The sequence below is a fragment of the Devosia sp. Root436 genome (assembly GCF_001426345.1).
Classification (GTDB): domain Bacteria; phylum Pseudomonadota; class Alphaproteobacteria; order Rhizobiales; family Devosiaceae; genus Devosia.
The window spans coordinates 143,469-160,475 of record NZ_LMEM01000015.1 but is presented as its reverse complement, the minus strand read 5'-3'; the positions used below and the strand labels follow the sequence as shown (position 1 = coordinate 160,475).

The following is a 17,007-nucleotide window of genomic DNA, read 5'->3' as shown; positions in this document are numbered from 1 at the left end:
ATCACTGGTGACGACTATGCTGCGTTGGTTCGAACGACGTCTTGACCCCTATCCCGGCGGCGATCCGGTGGAGCCCCCCAAGGGCCTGCTGGCCTTCTGCCTGCATTACAGCCATGGCGCCAAGAAGTGGCTGGCGCTGATGGCCTTTGCCGCCGCCGCGGTGGCCATCGGCGAAATCATCATCTTCGGCTTCATCGGCGACGTGGTGAACTGGCTCGCCGGGGCAAACCCCGACACGTTCCTCCAGACCGATGGCTGGAAGCTCGCCCTGATGGGCGCGATGATCGTGCTGATCCTGCCCGGCTTCGCGCTGGTCTCGACGCTTACCATGCACCAGACTTTGCTGGGCAATTTCCCCCAGCGCATCCGCTGGATGAGCCATCGCTACCTCATCCGCCAGTCGATGAGCTACTTCCAGGACGAGTTTGCCGGCCGCATCGGCGCCAAGCTGATGCAGACCTCGCTCGCCGTGCGCGAAGTGGTCATGAAGCTGCTCGACATGCTGGTCTATGTCGTCGTCTATTTCACCGGCGCCGTGGTGCTGGCTGCTGCTGCCGACTGGCGCCTGGCCGTTCCGTTCCTGGTCTGGCTTGCGGCCTATGTGTCGATGATGATCTATTTCATCCCGCGCATGGGCAAGATTTCCCAGGCACAGGCCGATGCCCGCTCGATGATGACGGGCCGTATCGTCGACAGCTACACCAACATCGCCACGGTGAAGCTCTTCTCGCACTCCAATCGCGAGGAGACCTATGCCAAGGAGGCGATGGACCAGTTCCTCGACACGGTCTACCGGCAGATGCGCCTCTTCACCGTGCTCAACATGCTGGTCCTGTGGTCCAATGCGCTCCTGCTGGCTTCGGTGGGCGGCGTGGGTATCTGGCTGTGGATGCAGGGCCTGATGACCCCAGGTGCATTGGCGGTGTCGCTGGGCCTGGTCATGCGCTTCCAGGGCATGAGCCAGTGGGTCATGTGGGAAATGTCGTCGCTGTTCGAGAATATCGGCACGGTGAAGGATGGTATTTCCTCCATCTCGCTGCCGCGCATCGTCTCGGACGATGGCGGCGCCGAGCCGATCGGCACCGTCAATGGGGATATCAAGTTCGAGAAGGTCTCGTTCCACTACGGCAAGAAGACCGGGGTGATCGACGATCTCAACCTGCATATCCGCCCCGGCGAGAAGATCGGCCTGGTCGGCCGGTCCGGCGCCGGCAAGTCGACCATCGTCAACCTGCTGCTGCGTTTCTACGACCGCGCCGAGGGCCATATCCTCATCGACGGGCACGATATCGCCAAGGTCACGCAGGACAGCCTGCGCGCCAATATCGGCGTGGTGACGCAGGACACGTCCCTGCTGCATCGCTCGGTGCGCGACAACATCCTCTATGGCCGCCCTGACGCGACCGAGGCGATGATGCGCGAAGCTGCCGACCTGGCCGAAGCGTCCGACTTCATCATGGGCCTGGGAGACGCCTCCGGTCGCAAGGGTTTCGACGCCCATGTCGGCGAGCGCGGCGTCAAGCTCAGCGGCGGTCAGCGCCAGCGCATCGCCATCGCCCGCGTGCTGCTCAAGAATGCACCGATCCTGGTATTGGACGAAGCCACCTCCGCCCTCGATTCCGAAGTCGAGGCCGCCATCCAGGGCCAGTTGCAACTGCTGATGAAGGGCAAGACGGTGATCGCCATAGCCCACCGGCTCTCCACCATCGCCATGATGGACCGGCTGGTGGTTCTGGACAAAGGCCGCGTCGTCGAGACCGGCAGCCATGCCCAGCTCGTCGATACCGGCGGCATCTACAGCCAGCTCTGGCACCGCCAGTCCGGCGGCTTCATCGACGCCGACCAACCCGAAGAGGCGGCGCAGTAGGCTTTCTACCCTCTCCCCTTGAGGGAGAGGGACGACAGAATTCTGCGTTCAGCAGAATTTGTCAGGGTGAGGGGTTCTGCGCTCGCCCATTGCTTCAATGTCGAGGAGGGCGCAGAACCCCTCATCCGCCCTTCGGGCACCTTCTCCCTCAAGGGGAGAAGGGAAGAAGCCAAACCAAAGGAGAACCCAGATGGGTGACATCATCACGATCCGAGCCAACGGCACCACCAACCCCGGTGTGGGCGCGTCCCGCCAATCGAAACCCTCCGATCGTCACCGAACCTGACCTGAGAACCCATCCTCCGTCAGGCGCGGCTCAAAATAATGAGCGAAAAATGTTCAACCGCGTCATCGACTATTTCGACCATCTCTACTCGCCCACCGCTCTGGCCGAAAATCGCCAGCCGCCCATGGGCCTCCGTCCTTTCGTCAGCTATTTCATCGCCCAGTTCCGCGCGGCCTTCATCATCCGCATCGTGCTGGTATCTATCGGCTCCATCGCCGATGCGCTGATGCCCGTCTTTGTCGGCCTCGTGGTCGGCATGCTGGCCACGACCAATCCAGGCGATATCTTCGACCTCCACAGCCAGACCTTTCTCTGGATGATCTTCGTCGTCGTGCTGGTTCGCCCGCTGACCTTCCTGCTCGACACCCTGATCCGCAACCACGGCATCGTTCCCAACCTGGTCGATCTGGTGCGCTGGCAGAGCCATTGGCACGTCATCCGCCAGAGCTGGACCTTCTTCCAGAACGACTTTGCCGGCCGCGTTGCCAACAAGATCATCCAGGCCGGCGAAGCCATCGAAATCGGGGTCAATCTCACCATCGACGCCGCCTGGTATGCGCTCGTTTTCGTAGTGGTGGCCATTGTCGTGCTGGCCCAGCTCGATCCGGTGCTGCTGGTGCCCATCGGTGCGTGGCTGCTGCTCTATGCGATCCTCTTCACCATCACCATGCCGCTCATCGCCCGCTATTCCGAGGAACTCTCGGAGAGCAAATCGGTGATGACTGGCCGGATCGTCGACAGCTACACCAATATCCAGACGCTCAAGACCTTCTCCACCGGCGACCACGAAGACCGCTACGTAGCGGACTCCATCAATGATCACGCGGTGAGCTTCCGCAAATTGATGCGGGTATTCACCTACATGTGGTCGACACTGTTCCTGCTCAATGCGGGCCTGGTGGTCTCGGTCACCTGGCTGGCTCTGGCGGGCTGGAACAATGGCGTGCTCACGGCAGCAGCCGTAGCGACGGCCATTCCCTTCGCCCTCCAGATCATGAACATGAGCGGCTGGATCCTCGAAATCGGCTCCAACATCTTCCGCCAGGTCGGCAATGTCCGGGACTCGATGGATACCATCGCCCAGCCCCTGACCATGCTGGACAAGCCGGAAGCCAAGCCGCTGGCAGTCAGCAAGGGCGAGTTGGCCTACGACAATGTCAGCTTCAACTACTGGCGCGGGAAGGAAGGCTCGGTCATCGATGCCTTCAACCTGACTGTCGCGCCGGGCGAGAAGATCGGTCTTGTCGGCCGCTCAGGCTCGGGCAAGTCGACGCTGGTGAACCTGGCTCTGCGCATGTTCGACGTGCAGGACGGCGCCATCCGTATCGACGGGCAGGATGTTCGCGACGTCACGCAGGAAAGCGTGCGCGCCGCCATCGGCCTGGTCAGCCAGGACACCTCGCTCCTGCATCGTTCGGTCCGCGAAAACCTCAAATACGGCCGCCAGTCGGCCAGTGACGAGGAGATGATGCGGGCCGCCGAGCAGGCCAAGGTGCATGACGTGATCATGGGGCTGGTCGATCCCAAGGGTAACAGGGGCTACGACGCCCATGTCGGCGAGCGCGGCGTCAAGCTGTCCGGCGGCCAGCGCCAGCGTGTCGCCATCGCCCGCGTGCTGCTCAAGAACGCGCCGCTCCTGGTCTTGGATGAAGCCACGTCGGCTCTGGACTCCGAAGTGGAGGCGGCGATCCAGGAACAGCTGACCACGCTGATGCAGGGCAAGACGGTGATCGCCATCGCCCATCGCCTCTCCACCATCGCCGCCATGGATCGCCTGGTGGTGCTGGAACAGGGCCGCATCGTGGAGGAGGGCACCCACGCCCAGCTCCTCGCCTGCGGCGGCCACTACGCCCACCTCTGGGAACGCCAGTCCGGCGGTTTCCTCGATCTGGAGGCGGCGGCCCAATAGGTCCGCCGCGTCCACAACCCCGATGTTACCCCGGCAGGCCGGGGGCCATCCTGGGATCGTCCCACGCTCACTGAGCGATGAAACATCTCAGGATGGATTCCGGCCTTCGCCGGAATGACATCGGTGGTTGAGATAGGGAAATGGTGGTTCGGCTCAGCCTGCGGCCCCGAAAATCTGTCTGCGGTGCTGCTGCCAGCCCTTGTTCTCGCCGGCAATATGCTCGAACACCTTGTCTTCGCTCATCGGGCGGCCGAATAGATAACCCTGCATCACCGTGCCGCCGAGCCCCAGCAGGGCATCGAGCTGCTGTTCGGTTTCGATGCCTTCGAACACGCAGGAAATGCCCAGGTTCCGGCAGAGATCGACGGTGGTCTTGATAATCGCCCGGCTGGTTGGGTCATCGGTCACTTCGGCGACGAAGCTGCGATCCACCTTGATGCGGTCGAGCGGCAGCTTCTGCACATGCGTCAGGCTGGAATGGCCGGTGCCGAAATCGTCCAGTGCGATGCGCGAACCCAGCGCCAGCAGCGACAGCAGGCCCTCATTGGCCTGGGCCATGTCGCGCATGACAGCTGTTTCGGTGATCTCGAAGTCGATACGGCAGGGTTTGCCAGCCTGTTCCACCAGCCTGGCGATGGCTTCCATGGCCGTGGTGGAGCTCAGGTCATGGGCCGAAAGGTTGACCGACAGGCGCAGCGATTTCGGCAACCTGGCGGACACGGCCAGCGCCTTGCGCAACACGGTCTGGGTAATCTTGGAAATCATTCCGGTCCGCTCGGCCAGGGGAATGAATTCGCTCGGGGAAACCTCGCCCAGCACCGGGCTGCGCCAGCGGGCCAGCACTTCGTAGCCGGTCGTCCGGTTCAGCGCGATATCGAATTGCGGCTGGAACAGGATGTGGATTTCCCGGTCGAGATCGGCAGTGTGCAGGGCATGCTCCATCCGCCGCACCCGGCTCAGTTCATCCGCATGCCGCTCCGAAAACACCAGGGCGTGCCCGCGCGCTTCCCGCTTGGCCACCCAGGTTACATAGTCCGCACGATCGAACAGCGTTTCGGCCGTATCGCCGGGTCTCGACGCCGCAAACCCGGCCGACGCCGACAGATGCACCGTTCCCAGCTTCAGCTCGAACGATGGCCGCATGGCCGCGGTCAGCACATCCCCGCTTGCCTGCAAAGCTGCCTCGTCGGTCGCTCCCGACAGGATCAGCGCAAAACTGTTCGAACCCAGCCGGGCTACGAAGGTCGATGTTTGGCGCAGCATATTGATGCGGTTGGCAACCTCGGCCAGCACCCGGTCCCCGGTGATCTGGCCGAAGATGTCGTTGACCGACTTGAAGTTGTCGAGATCCAGCCGGGCCACGGCAATCTGTCGGTGCTCGCCATCCACGCTGTCCAGAATGGCCTGCAGATGCCGGTCGAAGGAGCGCCGGTTCGGCAATCCGGTCAGCGCGTCGATATTGGCGAGCCGGTAGTTTTCGTCCGACAGACGCTGGGTTTCGGCCTGCTTGTGTTCCATCTCGGCGCGCGAGGCCACCAGGGCGCTGAAATCCCGATAATTGTTGAGCAGCACCGTCATCAGCGCGGCCATCACCAGCAGCAGGTTGATGGCCAGCGCCAGGAAAACCCAATTGCCGCTGGTTGTGAAAAATGCGGTGAATGGAATGACGACGCACAGCGCCACCATTGTTGCCGCGCCGCGCAGATGCATCAGGCAATAGACACAGCCGATGCTGGTAATCCCCATATAGAACGCGACATGCGATTGCTGGAATGGCCCGCCATAAGGATAAAGGCTCAGTGCCCAGGCCGAGAAACTCACGCCCAGCCCGGCCGCAACCCACACCGTACTCGCCAGCAGCCGCCTCGCCCGGGCATAGCTCATGGGCTTGCCTTGCGACCGCCACCAGGTGACGACGCGAATGGCGCAGGCCAGCGCCAGCAATGCAGGTATGTAGAGCCGCAGCAGGTCCGGTGCATCGGTATGGGTCGCGGCCAGCGCCAGCGAATTGACCAGCAGGATGCCATACATCAGCGGAACCTGCTGGCTGAAGGCAAGTGCCTGTGCCTGCACCAGTTCCGGATTGTCCGGAACGGCAAAGTATTGCACCAACCTCTTGACTGCCGACATGGCCGCGACGAGCTCCTTGCTCACCCTTCGAGGTTATGCGGCCAAACCCTAATACATATGTAAACGGCAAGGCACGATTCAGGCGTTTGCGGCCAAATTCGACCATCTCAACGCTGCAATACGCCAAAAAATTCCATCGCTTCACCCATTGGAAGGCGTCGCGAGACCGGCTAGAACCCCTTGCAATCGATTGCACCGGAATTTCCCGGTATCGACATCGCGCAGACCCGGCATGATTGCAGATGCCGCGAGGAGACGTCCATGGCCGTTGCCGCCAGCTATTCAGCCCTTGATCTCAAAGGCATTTTCTCCCTGTCCTCGCCCACCAGAGACATCAACGCGGCAATCACCCTGCCGGGCGACGTTCATACCGCTTTGCTGGCCGCCGACTTCATCCCCGATCCCTATTTCGGCGAAAACGAAAAGACGGTGATGTGGGTCAACGAAACCGCCTGGTCGGTCGAGCGCAGCTTCTCCGCTTCCGCCGCCGATATCGACGGTTACCTTACGCTGACCCTGGCCGAGGTGGACTGCATCGCCACTATCCTGCTCAATGGCGAGGTCATCGCCAAGACGCAGAACAGCTTTATCCGCAACGATATCGACGTCACCGGCAAGGTCCGCCAGGGCGACAATACGCTGCGCATAGAATTCGACATTGCCCCCGATGTCGCCAAGGCCCGCGCCGACGCCCACCCGTTCCCCATTCCCTTTACCTACAACTATCAGACCAATGGTTTGAAGGGCATCCATATGAACTTCATCCGCAAGGCGGCGTGCCATGCGGGGTGGGACTGGGGCATCTGCCTCATGCCAATAGGTGTTTACGGCACCATGAGCCTGCGTAAGTCGCGCCTGGCCCGGCAGGACAGCGTCCAGGTTGACCAGGCCCATGGCAACAAGTCGGTGGAACTGTCGATAAAGACTCGCCTTTTCGCCTTCGCCCATGGTGAGGTGGAACTTGAACACACCATCGATGGCCAGGTCGTCGCCGACAAGGTCGTGGTCAATAAGGGCGAGAACGTCTTCACCCACAACGTCACCATCCACGATCCCAAACTGTGGTGGCCGGCCGGGCAGGGCGAACAGCCGCTCTATGAGCTCGTGACCAATCTCGAAGGCGAAAAGACCACCCGCCAGATCGGCCTCCGCAAGCTCGAATGGATCGTAGAGAAGGACGAGATCGACCATTCCTTCAAGTGCCGCATCAATGGGCGCGACATCACCATGATGGGCGCCAACTGGATTCCCGCCGACGCCATCCCCTCGCGCATCACGCCCCCGGTCATCCGCGACCTGCTCGACAGCGCCAAGGCCGCCAATATGAACATGCTCCGCATCTGGGGCGGCGGGCAGTACGAGCCGGACTATTTCTACGAGCTCTGCGACGAGCTCGGCATCCTCATCTGGCACGATTTCATGTTCGCCTGCATGAGCTATCCGTCCGACCGGCCCTTCCTCGACAATGTCCGCACCGAAATCACCCAGCAGGTCCGTCGCCTCAGCCACCACGCTTCGATCGCCCTCTGGTGCGGCGACAACGAAGTCATCGGCTCGCTGCACTGGTACCCAGAAACCAAGGCCGCGCCCGAGCGCTATGTAGCCAACTACGACCGTCTCAATTCCATGCTCGGCAACATCGTCGAAGAAGAAGACCCGGCTCGTCGTTTCTGGCCGTCCTCACCGTCCATGGGCTATCTCGACTTCTCCGACGGCTGGCACGCCGATACCCGCGGCGACACCCATTATTGGGACGTCTGGCACTCGGCCAAGGCCTTTGAGGCCTATCGCACGGTCAACCCGCGCTTTGCCTCCGAATTCGGCTTCCAGTCCTTCACCTCGATGAATGTCATCGAGACCTTCGCCGAAGAAAAGGATCGCAATCCATCCTCCCCGGTCATGGAAAACCACCAGCGCAACAATGGCGGCAATGCGCGCATCCTCGAAACCATGACGCGCTATTTCCGCTTCCCGCGCGACTTCGACCAGATGGTGTTCCTGAGCCAGATCCAGCAGGGTCTCGCCATCAAGACCGCCATCGAATACTGGCGCTCCACCAAGCCGCGCTGCATGGGCACATTGTTCTGGCAGATCAACGACATCTGGCCGGTCGCCAGCTGGTCGAGCCTTGATTACGGCGGGCAGTGGAAACTGCTGCAATACATGGCCAGGCGCTTCTTCCTGCCGGTCAACATCGTCGCCGTGCCGAGCAAGGACAATGCGGACATCACCTTCCGCGGCATCAACGACACGGGCAAGCCGATCTCGGTCGCGCTCGAAATCCGCGCCGTCAAGGTGAGCGGCGGCGATCGCGTCGTCTTCTCGGGCAATACCGCCATCGGCCCCGACGCCGCCATTTCCATCACCACCTTGCAGGCCGCCGATCTGGCCGCCGACGAATTCCTGTTCTTCTCCTGGCGCGATGCGTCCGGTAAGCTGCTGGGTGAAAACGATTATTTCCCCAAGCCCTACAAGGCCTATGAACTGGTCGATCCCAAAGTGCGGGCCGCCTGGTCCGATGTCGATGGCCAGCTCGTGCTGAGCCTTGCCAGCGACAGGCCGGCTTTGTTCGTCACCGCGACGGTCGATGTGCCGGGCTATTTTTCGGACAATGCCGTGACCCTGCTGCCGGGCCGTCCCACCGCACTGACCTTCACCCCCCGCCACGGCGCCAAGCCCTCACCGTCGGAACTGGTCCAGTCGCTCAAGGTCCGCAATCTCAGCGAGACATTCTAGGGCAGGAGTCCGACTCTAAATGCACAGTTGCGTCCTAGGGCTTGCCCCGAGGGCCACTCCCAACACGGCACAAGCGGAGAATGGTCCTTGGGTCAAGCCTGGGACGCAACTGTGCAAGCGACTCTTGCAACTTCCATACAAGTTGTCATTGACTCCGTGCCCTCGATCTTCCATCGCTGATGGCCCGCGTCCGCGCTGGCGTCACCAGCAATGCCGCCTTCCCCGGATATCCGATGACCAGTCTTGCCTCGCGTCGTGCCGTCATATTGACCTGGATCTAGCCAATGGCTCACGCTGTCCTACCCGTGGAAAGCCGGGCCAACCTTGGCATTATGCTGGTGCTGGCGTCCCAACTCGTGCTGCTCGTCCTCGACGTTTCAGCCAAATGGCTGTCGGTGGAGGGGCTCCCCACGTCGGAAATCGTGTCCGTGCGCTATGGCATGCACCTGATCCTGCTTCTGTTACTGTTCCTGCCGGTCAGCGGGTCGCGCCTGTTCGTCAGCAACAACTGGAAGCTCGAAGTCCTGCGCGGCATGTGCCTGCTGGCTACGACGGGCCTCAATTTTCTGGCCATGCGCTATTTGCCGCTGACCGTCACCAGCGCCATACAGTTCACCTCGCCATTGATGATTTGCGCCATGTCTGGGCCCCTGCTTGGCGACAAGGTGGGCTGGCGCCGCTGGATGGCCATCGGCGTTGGTTTCCTGGGTATTCTGGTTATTGTGCGGCCCGGCACCGAGGCATTCCAGCCGGCCGCGCTACTCAGCCTTGGCTGCGCTTTCTTTCTTGCGCTGTTCTCGATCATGACGCGTAAGCTTGCCGGCGTGGATACCGCGCAGACGCAGCAGTTCTATGCCGGCGCCACACCCGTCATTCTGCTCCTGCCCATAGCGTTCACCGACTGGGCTTGGCCCAGCCAACCCATATCCTGGCTGGCCTTTTTCATCATGGGTGCCGCCGGCCTGGGCGGGCACTACCTCAACTCGGTAGCGCACCGCTTCGCTTCCCCCGCGATCCTGGCGCCGTTCAGCTATCTCAGCCTTGTTTATCTGTCGCTGGCCAGCTGGCTCATTTTCCAGCAGCCGCCAGATCAGTGGTTCATTCTGGGCGTCTGCATCATTGTGTCGAGCGGCCTCTTCATCTGGCTGCGCGAGCGGGCGTTGGCCAAAGCGGAATCAGCCGTCGAGGTGGGTGAACGCTAGCGTTTCCTGGGTGATGGCGTCTCGCCAGCGTTGCGCATAGGCGTCGAATCCCGGCAACTCGAGCGGCTCGATTGGCCTGCCCGGCGCGTTCCGCTGCTCGCCCGCGCCAAACAGCATGCTGGCGCCCAGGCTCGTTCCGGTCGCATCCCCCGACGCACTCACGGGGACGCCCGCCAGCCGCGCCAGCGCCTGTCCGAACAGGGCATTGCGCGCCAATGGTCCTTCGATGACGATCTCGCGTCCCAGTCCGCAGAGGTCAAGGCAGGCTCGCGTCATGAGCGCCAGGTAGAGCGAGGCTGCCGCCGTCCGCTCGGCCGCCGTCTCCGGCTCCCGCGTCCAGCCGCCCCTGCCGGCAGGGAACGGTCCAACTCCAGGCATGAACCCCGGTTGCACGCGAATATCCTGCGCGATGACCCGTGCAAGATCACTGCTATCCGGCTCGACGATCTCGGGCACCAGCTGATCGAATTCCCGCCCGCCCATGAACCGCGCCGTCGGCACCGCCCGCCCGAAGGCGTCGACATTGGCGAGGCTATCCCGCGCCGGATCGAGCCGCCCGGTGTCGCCGCCAACCGTCATGGCGATAGCCCAGGTGCCGGTCGAAAGGATGGTGAAGGGCGCCTCATGCGTGCCCAGATGCGGCAGCAGCGAGGCGTTGGAATCGTGGATGCCGCAGGCGACCGGCGTATCGGCCGCCAGCCCGGTCGCAGCGGCCACTTCGGGCAAGATGGACCCCAGCACCGAGGCCGCCGGTTTGATCGCCGGGAACAGCCCCGTCCAGCCCTGCGCTCCGACCATGCTGGAAAACGCACCCCGTCCCGGCGCCCACAAATCGGTATGGCACCCCAGCGACGTCACCTCACTCGCCATCACGCCGGTCAGTCGCCATGCCCAATATTGCGGATAGGTCAGGATCGCCGTTGTCATCGCAAAAGCCGCCGCATGCGCGCGCGATTGCCAGAATAACTGCGCCCCCAGATTGAGCCCATTGGGCAGGCGCGGCGACAGGCTTTCGGCAAAATCCGGCCGCGCGGCGGCATAGGCTGCGGCCGTCTCTTCGGCCCCACTATGTTCATAGTCCAGCACCGGCATGGCGAGGCCGCCATCCGCTATCAAGGCAGCCGTCGCGCCATGCGTGGTGATGGAAATCCCGTCCACGCCGTGCTCGGCCTGCAGCGCCCCCAGGCTATCGAGGATGAAGCCCCACAGCATCTCCACATCGGCATGCGGATAAAGCCCGTCGCGCCGCACGACATTGGGTGTGCTGCGCGCCCCGACCTGCTGGCGCGTCGTTGCGTCGATCAACACCACCTTGGCATTGGTCTTGCCGATATCGATGACGGCAATGGAGCGGGGCAGGGACATGGCGGGCACTCGACGATTCCGTTGCAGCGCCAATACTGGAAATCGCGCCGCCACGCTATCGCTAACATGTTAGGCGGCCCGCTTCGTCACCGGACGCGACATAATACCCGTTGGACTGATCTATCCTTCGGCGCTAGCGTTGCGGTGTGGATCGCCCGTGGGAGGAGTTCGAGATGAACGCGTTCAACAGTCTCCACTGCAATGGCTGAGCCCAGTGTGCATTTTTCCATCAAGCGCATCTACGAGCCGCGCGCGCCCGGTGATGGAACGCGCGTGCTGATCGATCGGCTGTGGCCGCGTGGCATGACCAAAGCCGAGGCCCGGATCGACCAATGGCTCAAGGCGGTGGCGCCCAGTCCGGCTCTGCGAAAATGGTTCGGGCACGACCCTGCCAATTGGGCCGAGTTTGTCCAGCGCTACCGCGCAGAACTCGCCGCCAATGCCGAAGTGGTCGACCAGTTGCGCGCAATGGATGGCAAGGTCACCCTGCTTTATGCCGCCCATGACCAGCAGCACAATCACGCGCTGGTGCTGCTCGATTTTCTGCAATCGCCGCGAAAGGCCTGAAATGACTTTGCTCCACAGCCCTGTCTGCGACCTGCTGGGCAGCAGGATTCCCCTCGTTCTGGCGGGGATGGGTGGGGTCGCCCGCGCCGAACTCGTATCTGCCGTTACCGCAGCCGGAGGCTTCGGCTTCCTCGGCATGGTGCGTGAACCGCCCGAATTGATCCAACGGGAAGTCGAGCGCCTGCGCCAGTCGGGGCATCGGCATTTCGGCGTGAACATCATTCCCGCCGCCACCGACCCGGCCTTGCTGGAGCGGCAGGTGGCGACCTGCATCGAACTGGCTGTTCCCGTCGTCGGCACCTTCTGGGATCTCGACGAACAGGTGACCCGGCGCCTGCGCGACGCCGGGATCACGGTAGTCCATCAGGTGGGATCGGTCGACGAGGCCATCGAGGCCGCGCGCGCCGGCGTGGAGATCGTCATCGCGCAGGGGCGCGAGGCGGGTGGCCATGTGCGCGGCGTGCGGCCGCTTCGCGATCTGCTGCCTGATGTAACCGCCGCGGTCACTATCCCCGTCCTGGCGGCGGGCGGCCTGGCGACCGGCGGCGATCTCGTGACGGCCATGGCGCTCGGCGCCGCCGGCATCGTGCTGGGCACCGCCCTGATGGCCACCGAAGAATCTTTCGCCCACGCCTACCACAAGCAGCGGCTGCTGGCGGCCGATGCCGGCGACACGGTGCTGACCAGCAGCTTCCACATTAACTGGCCGCCCAATGCACCGGTCCGCGTGCTCAAGAGCGCCGTTACCAGCGGGGCCAGCGGCGATCCGCATGCGCCCGGTCGCGTGGTCATCGGCGACGAGGAGGGGCGCCCGATCTACCTGTTCAGCACGGACTCGCCTTTGCGCTCGATGACCGGGGACTTCGAATCCATGGCCCTTTATGCCGGCACCGGCATTGGCCGCATCCGCGACATCGGCAGCGCCGTGGCGCGGCTGCAAAATATCGTCGCCGAGGCCGAGGCGCTGCTGACGACCGATCCTGCGGAGACCGACTATGACGATGTGGAGGTCAGCTCGTCCGTCTGCTACGCCGGTGAGATGAGCGGCGCCTATATGGGCGAGGCGGATTTGGCCGACGATCTCTGGCTGCTCGACGCACAGATGCAGGCGGCACTGCGCTCCGCTTTGGCGCAGGGCGTCAATCCTGATGCCGCGAGCCAGCCGCCCTTCGCGGCAAATGCGGCGGCGCTCGCCAGTTGGTCATTGCAGGTACGGCAATTGGCGGCCGGCGAGGGCGTTGCCACATCGCATCCCATCGTCTCCGCCAAGCTGCCGCCTCGCGCTTTGCTGCTGCAGGGCCTTGGCGCCCTGGTGCCACGCATCACGCGGCCAAGCCTGCGCAACCGGCTGGCCCGGCTGCGGCTTTTCCTTCAAACAGAAGAGCACGACGTTTCGGCGTGAGCGCAGACGTGGGGGAACCTTTCGCGCCCCTTGTCGTCCAATGGTCGGAAAAGCGAACGATCGGCATCGACATGATAGTGACCGGCACAGCCACGGATAGTGAACAGGCCCTCGTCGAGCAGGCGCGGCAGGGCAGCGAACCCGCTATCCGCCGGCTGATCAAGGCCAATAACCAGCGGCTGTTTCGCGTGGCGCGCGGTGTGCTGCGCAATGATGCTGAGGCCGAGGATGTGGTGCAGGCGACCTATGTGAAGGCCTTCACCCATCTCGCCACCTTTCGCGGAGAATCGCAGTTCTCCACCTGGCTCACCCGCATCGCCCTCAACGATGCGCTGGGGCGGATGCGCAAGCGCCGGATCACCACCGAACTGACGGCATTGGACGCCGCGACCGAGGCCGATACGGGCCTCGCCGCCCTGTTCCCGATCTCCCTTGTGCCCCTTCCGGCCGATAGCGAGGCTGACCGAACCGAAATGCGAAAATTGCTTGAACACGCCATCGATGAATTGCCGGAGGCCTTCCGGCTTGTCTTCATCCTGCGCGACATAGAGGGCCTCTCGGCAGCCGAGGCCGGCAGCCAGCTCGATATCAAGGCCGAAACCGTCAAGACACGTCTGCATCGCGCCCGGCAATTGCTGCGGGCCGCCCTGGAAAGGCAAATCGCTGGCGGATTCGCCGAGGTCTTTCCCTTCGACGGGGCCCGCTGTGACAACATGGCCGACCGGGTCATCGCTGCCCTGGCGGCTGGCTGAAGCCCACCCTTCATGTCGCCTTGAACGCTGCCTAAAAATTCAATAGGCTAGTTCTACGGTTGAATGGAGCTTGCTGTGTTGGAATTGACGATCCGTTCGGACGATTGTCCGATCTTTGTTTCAGTCGCCGAGGCGGGTGGGCAAGCCCCCTGGATGGTATTTTCCAACTCGCTGATGACGGATCATCGCATCTGGGACGCGCAGGTCGCCCACTTTGCCGGGCGGTTCAATATGCTGCGCTACGACCAGCGCGGACATGGGCGGTCGGGCGTGAGCGAGACGGTCGATTTCGACATGCTTTCAGGCGATGCCCTGCGGCTGCTCGATCATTTCGAGATCGAAACCTGCATCTATGTCGGCCTCTCCATGGGCGTTCCCACCGGGCTCAATCTGACCAGGCAGCATCCCGGCCGCGTGTCGCACATGATTCTGTCGGACGGGCAGATGGCAACCCAGCCGGCCGGTCGCCAGACCTGGCAGGGTCGTATCGACGCGGCCAGGGCGAACGGCATGCCCTGGGTTGCCGGCGATACCATCCAGCGCTGGTTTGCCGCCGATTTCATCGCAGCCGGCGGCGCGGAGTCGATGCTGGCTTCGGCGCGACAGATGCAGGTCGAGGGCTATTGCGCCTGCGCCGCGGCGTTGCAGGACTATGATTTCGCTGCCGCGGCGGCGGGGCTCACCATCCCCGTGCAATTGCTGGCCGGCAGCAATGACGGCGCCATGCCGCAGACCATGCAGGTCATGGCCCAAACCATCCCCAACGCGCGGTTCAACATCATCGAGGGGGCAGGGCATATCCCCAATGTCGAGCAGCCCGGCCGCTTCAATGCTGCCATGGATTCGTTCTTCGCCACCCATAAAGTCTAAAAACCATGTAATTGACTTTTATAGGGCGCCGCGGTACCCCTGTTGCTGACTACGCATCGGGAGAGGTGAATGAAACTGCATTGGTCACCGCGATCCCCTTTTGTCCGCAAGGTGATGATCGTGCTGCACGAAACCGGTCAGCTCGACCGCGTGGAGCGCGTTCGAACGGTAGTGGCTGTCGGCACCCCGCCGGGGCCCGATATCCTCGATGACAATCCGCTCGGCAAGATTCCGGCGCTGGTTCTCGATGACGGGCGGTGCCTCTTCGATTCCCGTGTCATCTGCGAATATCTCGATACGAGGCATGCCGGCCAGAGGCTGCTGCCGGACGATGGCGAGGCGCGGCTGACCCATCTGCGCTGGCAGGCGCTTGGCGATGGCGTGACCGACATCCTGCTGCTGATGCGTACGGAATATCTGCGTGCGCAGCCCGATGCGACCATTCTCGAAGGGTTCCGGCGCAAGCTGTTTGCCAGTTTCGGACGCTTGGAAGCGGAGGCGGAGCAATGGGTCGCGACGCCGTTCGGGCTGGGCCAGATCAGCGTTCTCTGTGCCATCGGTCAGCTCGACTTCCGCTATGCGGGCAGCAACTGGCAGGCGGCCTATCCGGCGCTGGCCGGATGGTACGACGCCTATTCGCAGCGTGACTCCGTCAAGGCGACGGCGGTGGTGGACGATGCTCCACCCACCGGCGAGGACACGCATTCTCTCTTGGACTTTTTGCAGATCAGGTAATGGCTGGACCACTTTCTGGAATTCGTGTTCTCGACCTCAGCCGCGTGCTGGCCGGCCCCTGGGCCGGGCAGGTGCTGGCCGACCTCGGGGCTGACGTGATCAAGGTTGAGCGCAAGGGCGTCGGCGACGACACCCGCGGCTGGGGCCCGCCCTATCTCAAGGACGAGGCGGGCGCGGACTCCCGCGAGTCCGGCTATTACCTGTCGGCCAATCGGGGCAAGCGCTCGATCGAGCTCGATTTCAACGATCCCGCCGATATTGCCATCATCAAGACCCTGGCGGGCCGCTCCGACGTACTGCTGGAAAATTTCAAGGTCGGCACGCTGGAGCGCTATGGCCTCGGCTATCAGGAGCTGTCGGCGCTCAATCCGGCGCTGATCTACTGCTCCATCACCGGCTTCGGCCTGACGGGACCGCGCAAGTCGCAGATTGCCTATGATTTCATGATTCAGGCCATGAGCGGCCTGATGAGCGTGACCGGCGAAAGCAACGATCGGGGCGGCGGGCCGCAGAAGGTCGGGGTGCCGATCGTCGATATCATGACGGGAATGTATGCCTCCATCGCCGTGCTTGGCGCGTTGGTCGGCCGCGCCGGCAGCGGCAAGGGTGAGCATATCGATGTGGGCATGCTCGACGTGTCGGTGGCCATGCTCGCCAACCAGGCCATGAACTATCTGGTGTCCGGCGACAAGCCGGTGCGGCGCGGCAACCGCCATCCCAATATCCAGCCGCAGGATGTGTTCCCCGTCGCCGACGGGCACATCGTGCTGGCCGTCGGCAATGACGAGCAGTTCCGCCGTTTTGCCGAGGCGCTGGGGCAGCCCGAACTGGCGACAGACGAGCGCTACGCCACCAATTCGGCGCGCGTGCTCAACCTCGATACCCTGCACCCGCTGATCTCGAAAAAGCTGCTGGAAAACAGCCTCGACGACTGGCTCAGGCGGTTCGAGGAACACGCCATTCCCTGTGGCCCGATCAATGACATAGAGCGCGTGTTCAACGAGGAGCAGGTGATCCATCGCGGCATGCTGATGCGGCTGAGCGATGCGCAGGGCCGGACGGTGCCGCAGATCGTCAGCCCGATGAAGTTTGCCAATCAGAGCCTGAGCTTTACACGGGTGCCGCCGCGGCTCGGGGAGCACACCGCGGAAATCCTGGCAGAGATCGAGAGCGAAAAGGTCTAGTG

At 63.0% G+C, this 17,007-nt stretch carries 12 protein-coding genes; 10 read left to right on the top strand and 2 right to left on the bottom strand.

Going from position 1 to position 17,007, the window contains the following annotated elements; genetic code table 11:
• Window positions 1-16: 16 nt before the first annotated feature.
• Both ASD04_RS18210 and ASD04_RS18205 read left to right on the top strand, forming a co-directional pair.
• Entirely contained in the window at window positions 17-1,867 is a 1,851-nt protein-coding gene (locus ASD04_RS18210) for an ABC transporter ATP-binding protein (protein ID WP_082531343.1), read from the top strand.
• Between the two features lie 335 nt (window positions 1,868-2,202).
• Window positions 2,203-4,062: an ABC transporter ATP-binding protein gene (locus ASD04_RS18205; RefSeq protein ID WP_056260091.1), complete on the top strand. Its 1,860-nt coding sequence runs from the start codon at window positions 2,203-2,205 to the stop codon at window positions 4,060-4,062.
• A 153-nt stretch (window positions 4,063-4,215) separates the two neighbouring features.
• Here the strand turns inward: ASD04_RS18205 and ASD04_RS18200 are convergent, their stop codons facing one another.
• Window positions 4,216-6,192, bottom strand: coding sequence for an EAL domain-containing protein (locus tag ASD04_RS18200; protein ID WP_156461328.1), 1,977 nt, complete (start codon window positions 6,190-6,192; stop codon window positions 4,216-4,218).
• A gap of 261 nt (window positions 6,193-6,453) precedes the next feature.
• Between ASD04_RS18200 and ASD04_RS18195 the strand changes: the two genes are divergently transcribed.
• Both ASD04_RS18195 and ASD04_RS18190 read left to right on the top strand, forming a co-directional pair.
• Window positions 6,454-8,928 carry a glycoside hydrolase family 2 protein gene (locus ASD04_RS18195; protein WP_056260087.1) on the top strand — a complete coding sequence of 825 codons (2,475 nt, stop codon included), beginning with the start codon at window positions 6,454-6,456 and terminating at the stop codon, window positions 8,926-8,928.
• Between the two features lie 284 nt (window positions 8,929-9,212).
• Window positions 9,213-10,130: a DMT family transporter gene (locus ASD04_RS18190; protein WP_082531341.1), complete on the top strand. Its 918-nt coding sequence runs from the start codon at window positions 9,213-9,215 to the stop codon at window positions 10,128-10,130.
• Here ASD04_RS18190 and ASD04_RS18185 read toward each other — a convergent pair.
• On the bottom strand, window positions 10,104-11,495 hold the full coding sequence (locus ASD04_RS18185; RefSeq protein ID WP_156461327.1) for an FGGY family carbohydrate kinase: 1,392 nt from the start codon (window positions 11,493-11,495) through the stop codon (window positions 10,104-10,106). The genes ASD04_RS18190 and ASD04_RS18185 overlap by 27 nt on opposite strands.
• A gap of 201 nt (window positions 11,496-11,696) precedes the next feature.
• On the opposite strand from ASD04_RS18185, the gene ASD04_RS18180 reads away from it, so the two are divergent.
• The 6 genes from ASD04_RS18180 to ASD04_RS18155 all read left to right on the top strand — a co-directional run bounded on the left by ASD04_RS18180 (window position 11,697) and on the right by ASD04_RS18155 (window position 17,005).
• On the top strand, window positions 11,697-12,062 hold the full coding sequence (locus ASD04_RS18180) for a DUF488 domain-containing protein (protein WP_056260083.1): 366 nt from the start codon (window positions 11,697-11,699) through the stop codon (window positions 12,060-12,062).
• Window position 12,063: 1 nt separating this feature from the next.
• Window positions 12,064-13,464 carry a nitronate monooxygenase gene (locus ASD04_RS18175; protein WP_156461326.1) on the top strand — a complete coding sequence of 467 codons (1,401 nt, stop codon included), beginning with the start codon at window positions 12,064-12,066 and terminating at the stop codon, window positions 13,462-13,464.
• Between the two features lie 77 nt (window positions 13,465-13,541).
• Window positions 13,542-14,216, top strand: a complete 675-nt coding sequence (locus ASD04_RS18170) for an RNA polymerase sigma factor (protein WP_244488358.1) — start codon at window positions 13,542-13,544, stop codon at window positions 14,214-14,216.
• Between the two features lie 153 nt (window positions 14,217-14,369).
• Window positions 14,370-15,086 carry an alpha/beta fold hydrolase gene (locus ASD04_RS18165; protein ID WP_056260080.1) on the top strand — a complete coding sequence of 239 codons (717 nt, stop codon included), beginning with the start codon at window positions 14,370-14,372 and terminating at the stop codon, window positions 15,084-15,086.
• A gap of 69 nt (window positions 15,087-15,155) precedes the next feature.
• The gene (locus ASD04_RS18160; protein ID WP_056260077.1) at window positions 15,156-15,821 is read left to right on the top strand and encodes a glutathione S-transferase N-terminal domain-containing protein; all 666 of its coding nucleotides are present in this window, start codon (window positions 15,156-15,158) and stop codon (window positions 15,819-15,821) included.
• Window positions 15,821-17,005: a CaiB/BaiF CoA-transferase family protein gene (locus tag ASD04_RS18155; protein ID WP_056260076.1), complete on the top strand. Its 1,185-nt coding sequence runs from the start codon at window positions 15,821-15,823 to the stop codon at window positions 17,003-17,005. The genes ASD04_RS18160 and ASD04_RS18155 overlap by 1 nt, the downstream gene beginning before the upstream one ends.
• Window positions 17,006-17,007 lie beyond the last annotated feature (2 nt).

Bases quoted from the DNA above. Each gene is read 5' to 3' on its own strand.
- ASD04_RS18210 (WP_082531343.1), top strand. From the start codon at position 17: ATGCTGCGTTGGTTCGAACGACGTCTTGACCCCTATCCCGGCGGCGAT.
- ASD04_RS18205 (WP_056260091.1), top strand. From the start codon at position 2,203: ATGTTCAACCGCGTCATCGACTATTTCGACCATCTCTACTCGCCCACC.
- ASD04_RS18200 (WP_156461328.1), bottom strand. From the start codon at position 6,192: ATGTCGGCAGTCAAGAGGTTGGTGCAATACTTTGCCGTTCCGGACAAT.
- ASD04_RS18195 (WP_056260087.1), top strand. From the start codon at position 6,454: ATGGCCGTTGCCGCCAGCTATTCAGCCCTTGATCTCAAAGGCATTTTC.
- ASD04_RS18190 (WP_082531341.1), top strand. From the start codon at position 9,213: ATGGCTCACGCTGTCCTACCCGTGGAAAGCCGGGCCAACCTTGGCATT.
- ASD04_RS18185 (WP_156461327.1), bottom strand. From the start codon at position 11,495: ATGTCCCTGCCCCGCTCCATTGCCGTCATCGATATCGGCAAGACCAAT.
- ASD04_RS18180 (WP_056260083.1), top strand. From the start codon at position 11,697: ATGGCTGAGCCCAGTGTGCATTTTTCCATCAAGCGCATCTACGAGCCG.
- ASD04_RS18175 (WP_156461326.1), top strand. From the start codon at position 12,064: ATGACTTTGCTCCACAGCCCTGTCTGCGACCTGCTGGGCAGCAGGATT.
- ASD04_RS18165 (WP_056260080.1), top strand. From the start codon at position 14,370: ATGGTATTTTCCAACTCGCTGATGACGGATCATCGCATCTGGGACGCG.
- ASD04_RS18160 (WP_056260077.1), top strand. From the start codon at position 15,156: ATGAAACTGCATTGGTCACCGCGATCCCCTTTTGTCCGCAAGGTGATG.
- ASD04_RS18155 (WP_056260076.1), top strand. From the start codon at position 15,821: ATGGCTGGACCACTTTCTGGAATTCGTGTTCTCGACCTCAGCCGCGTG.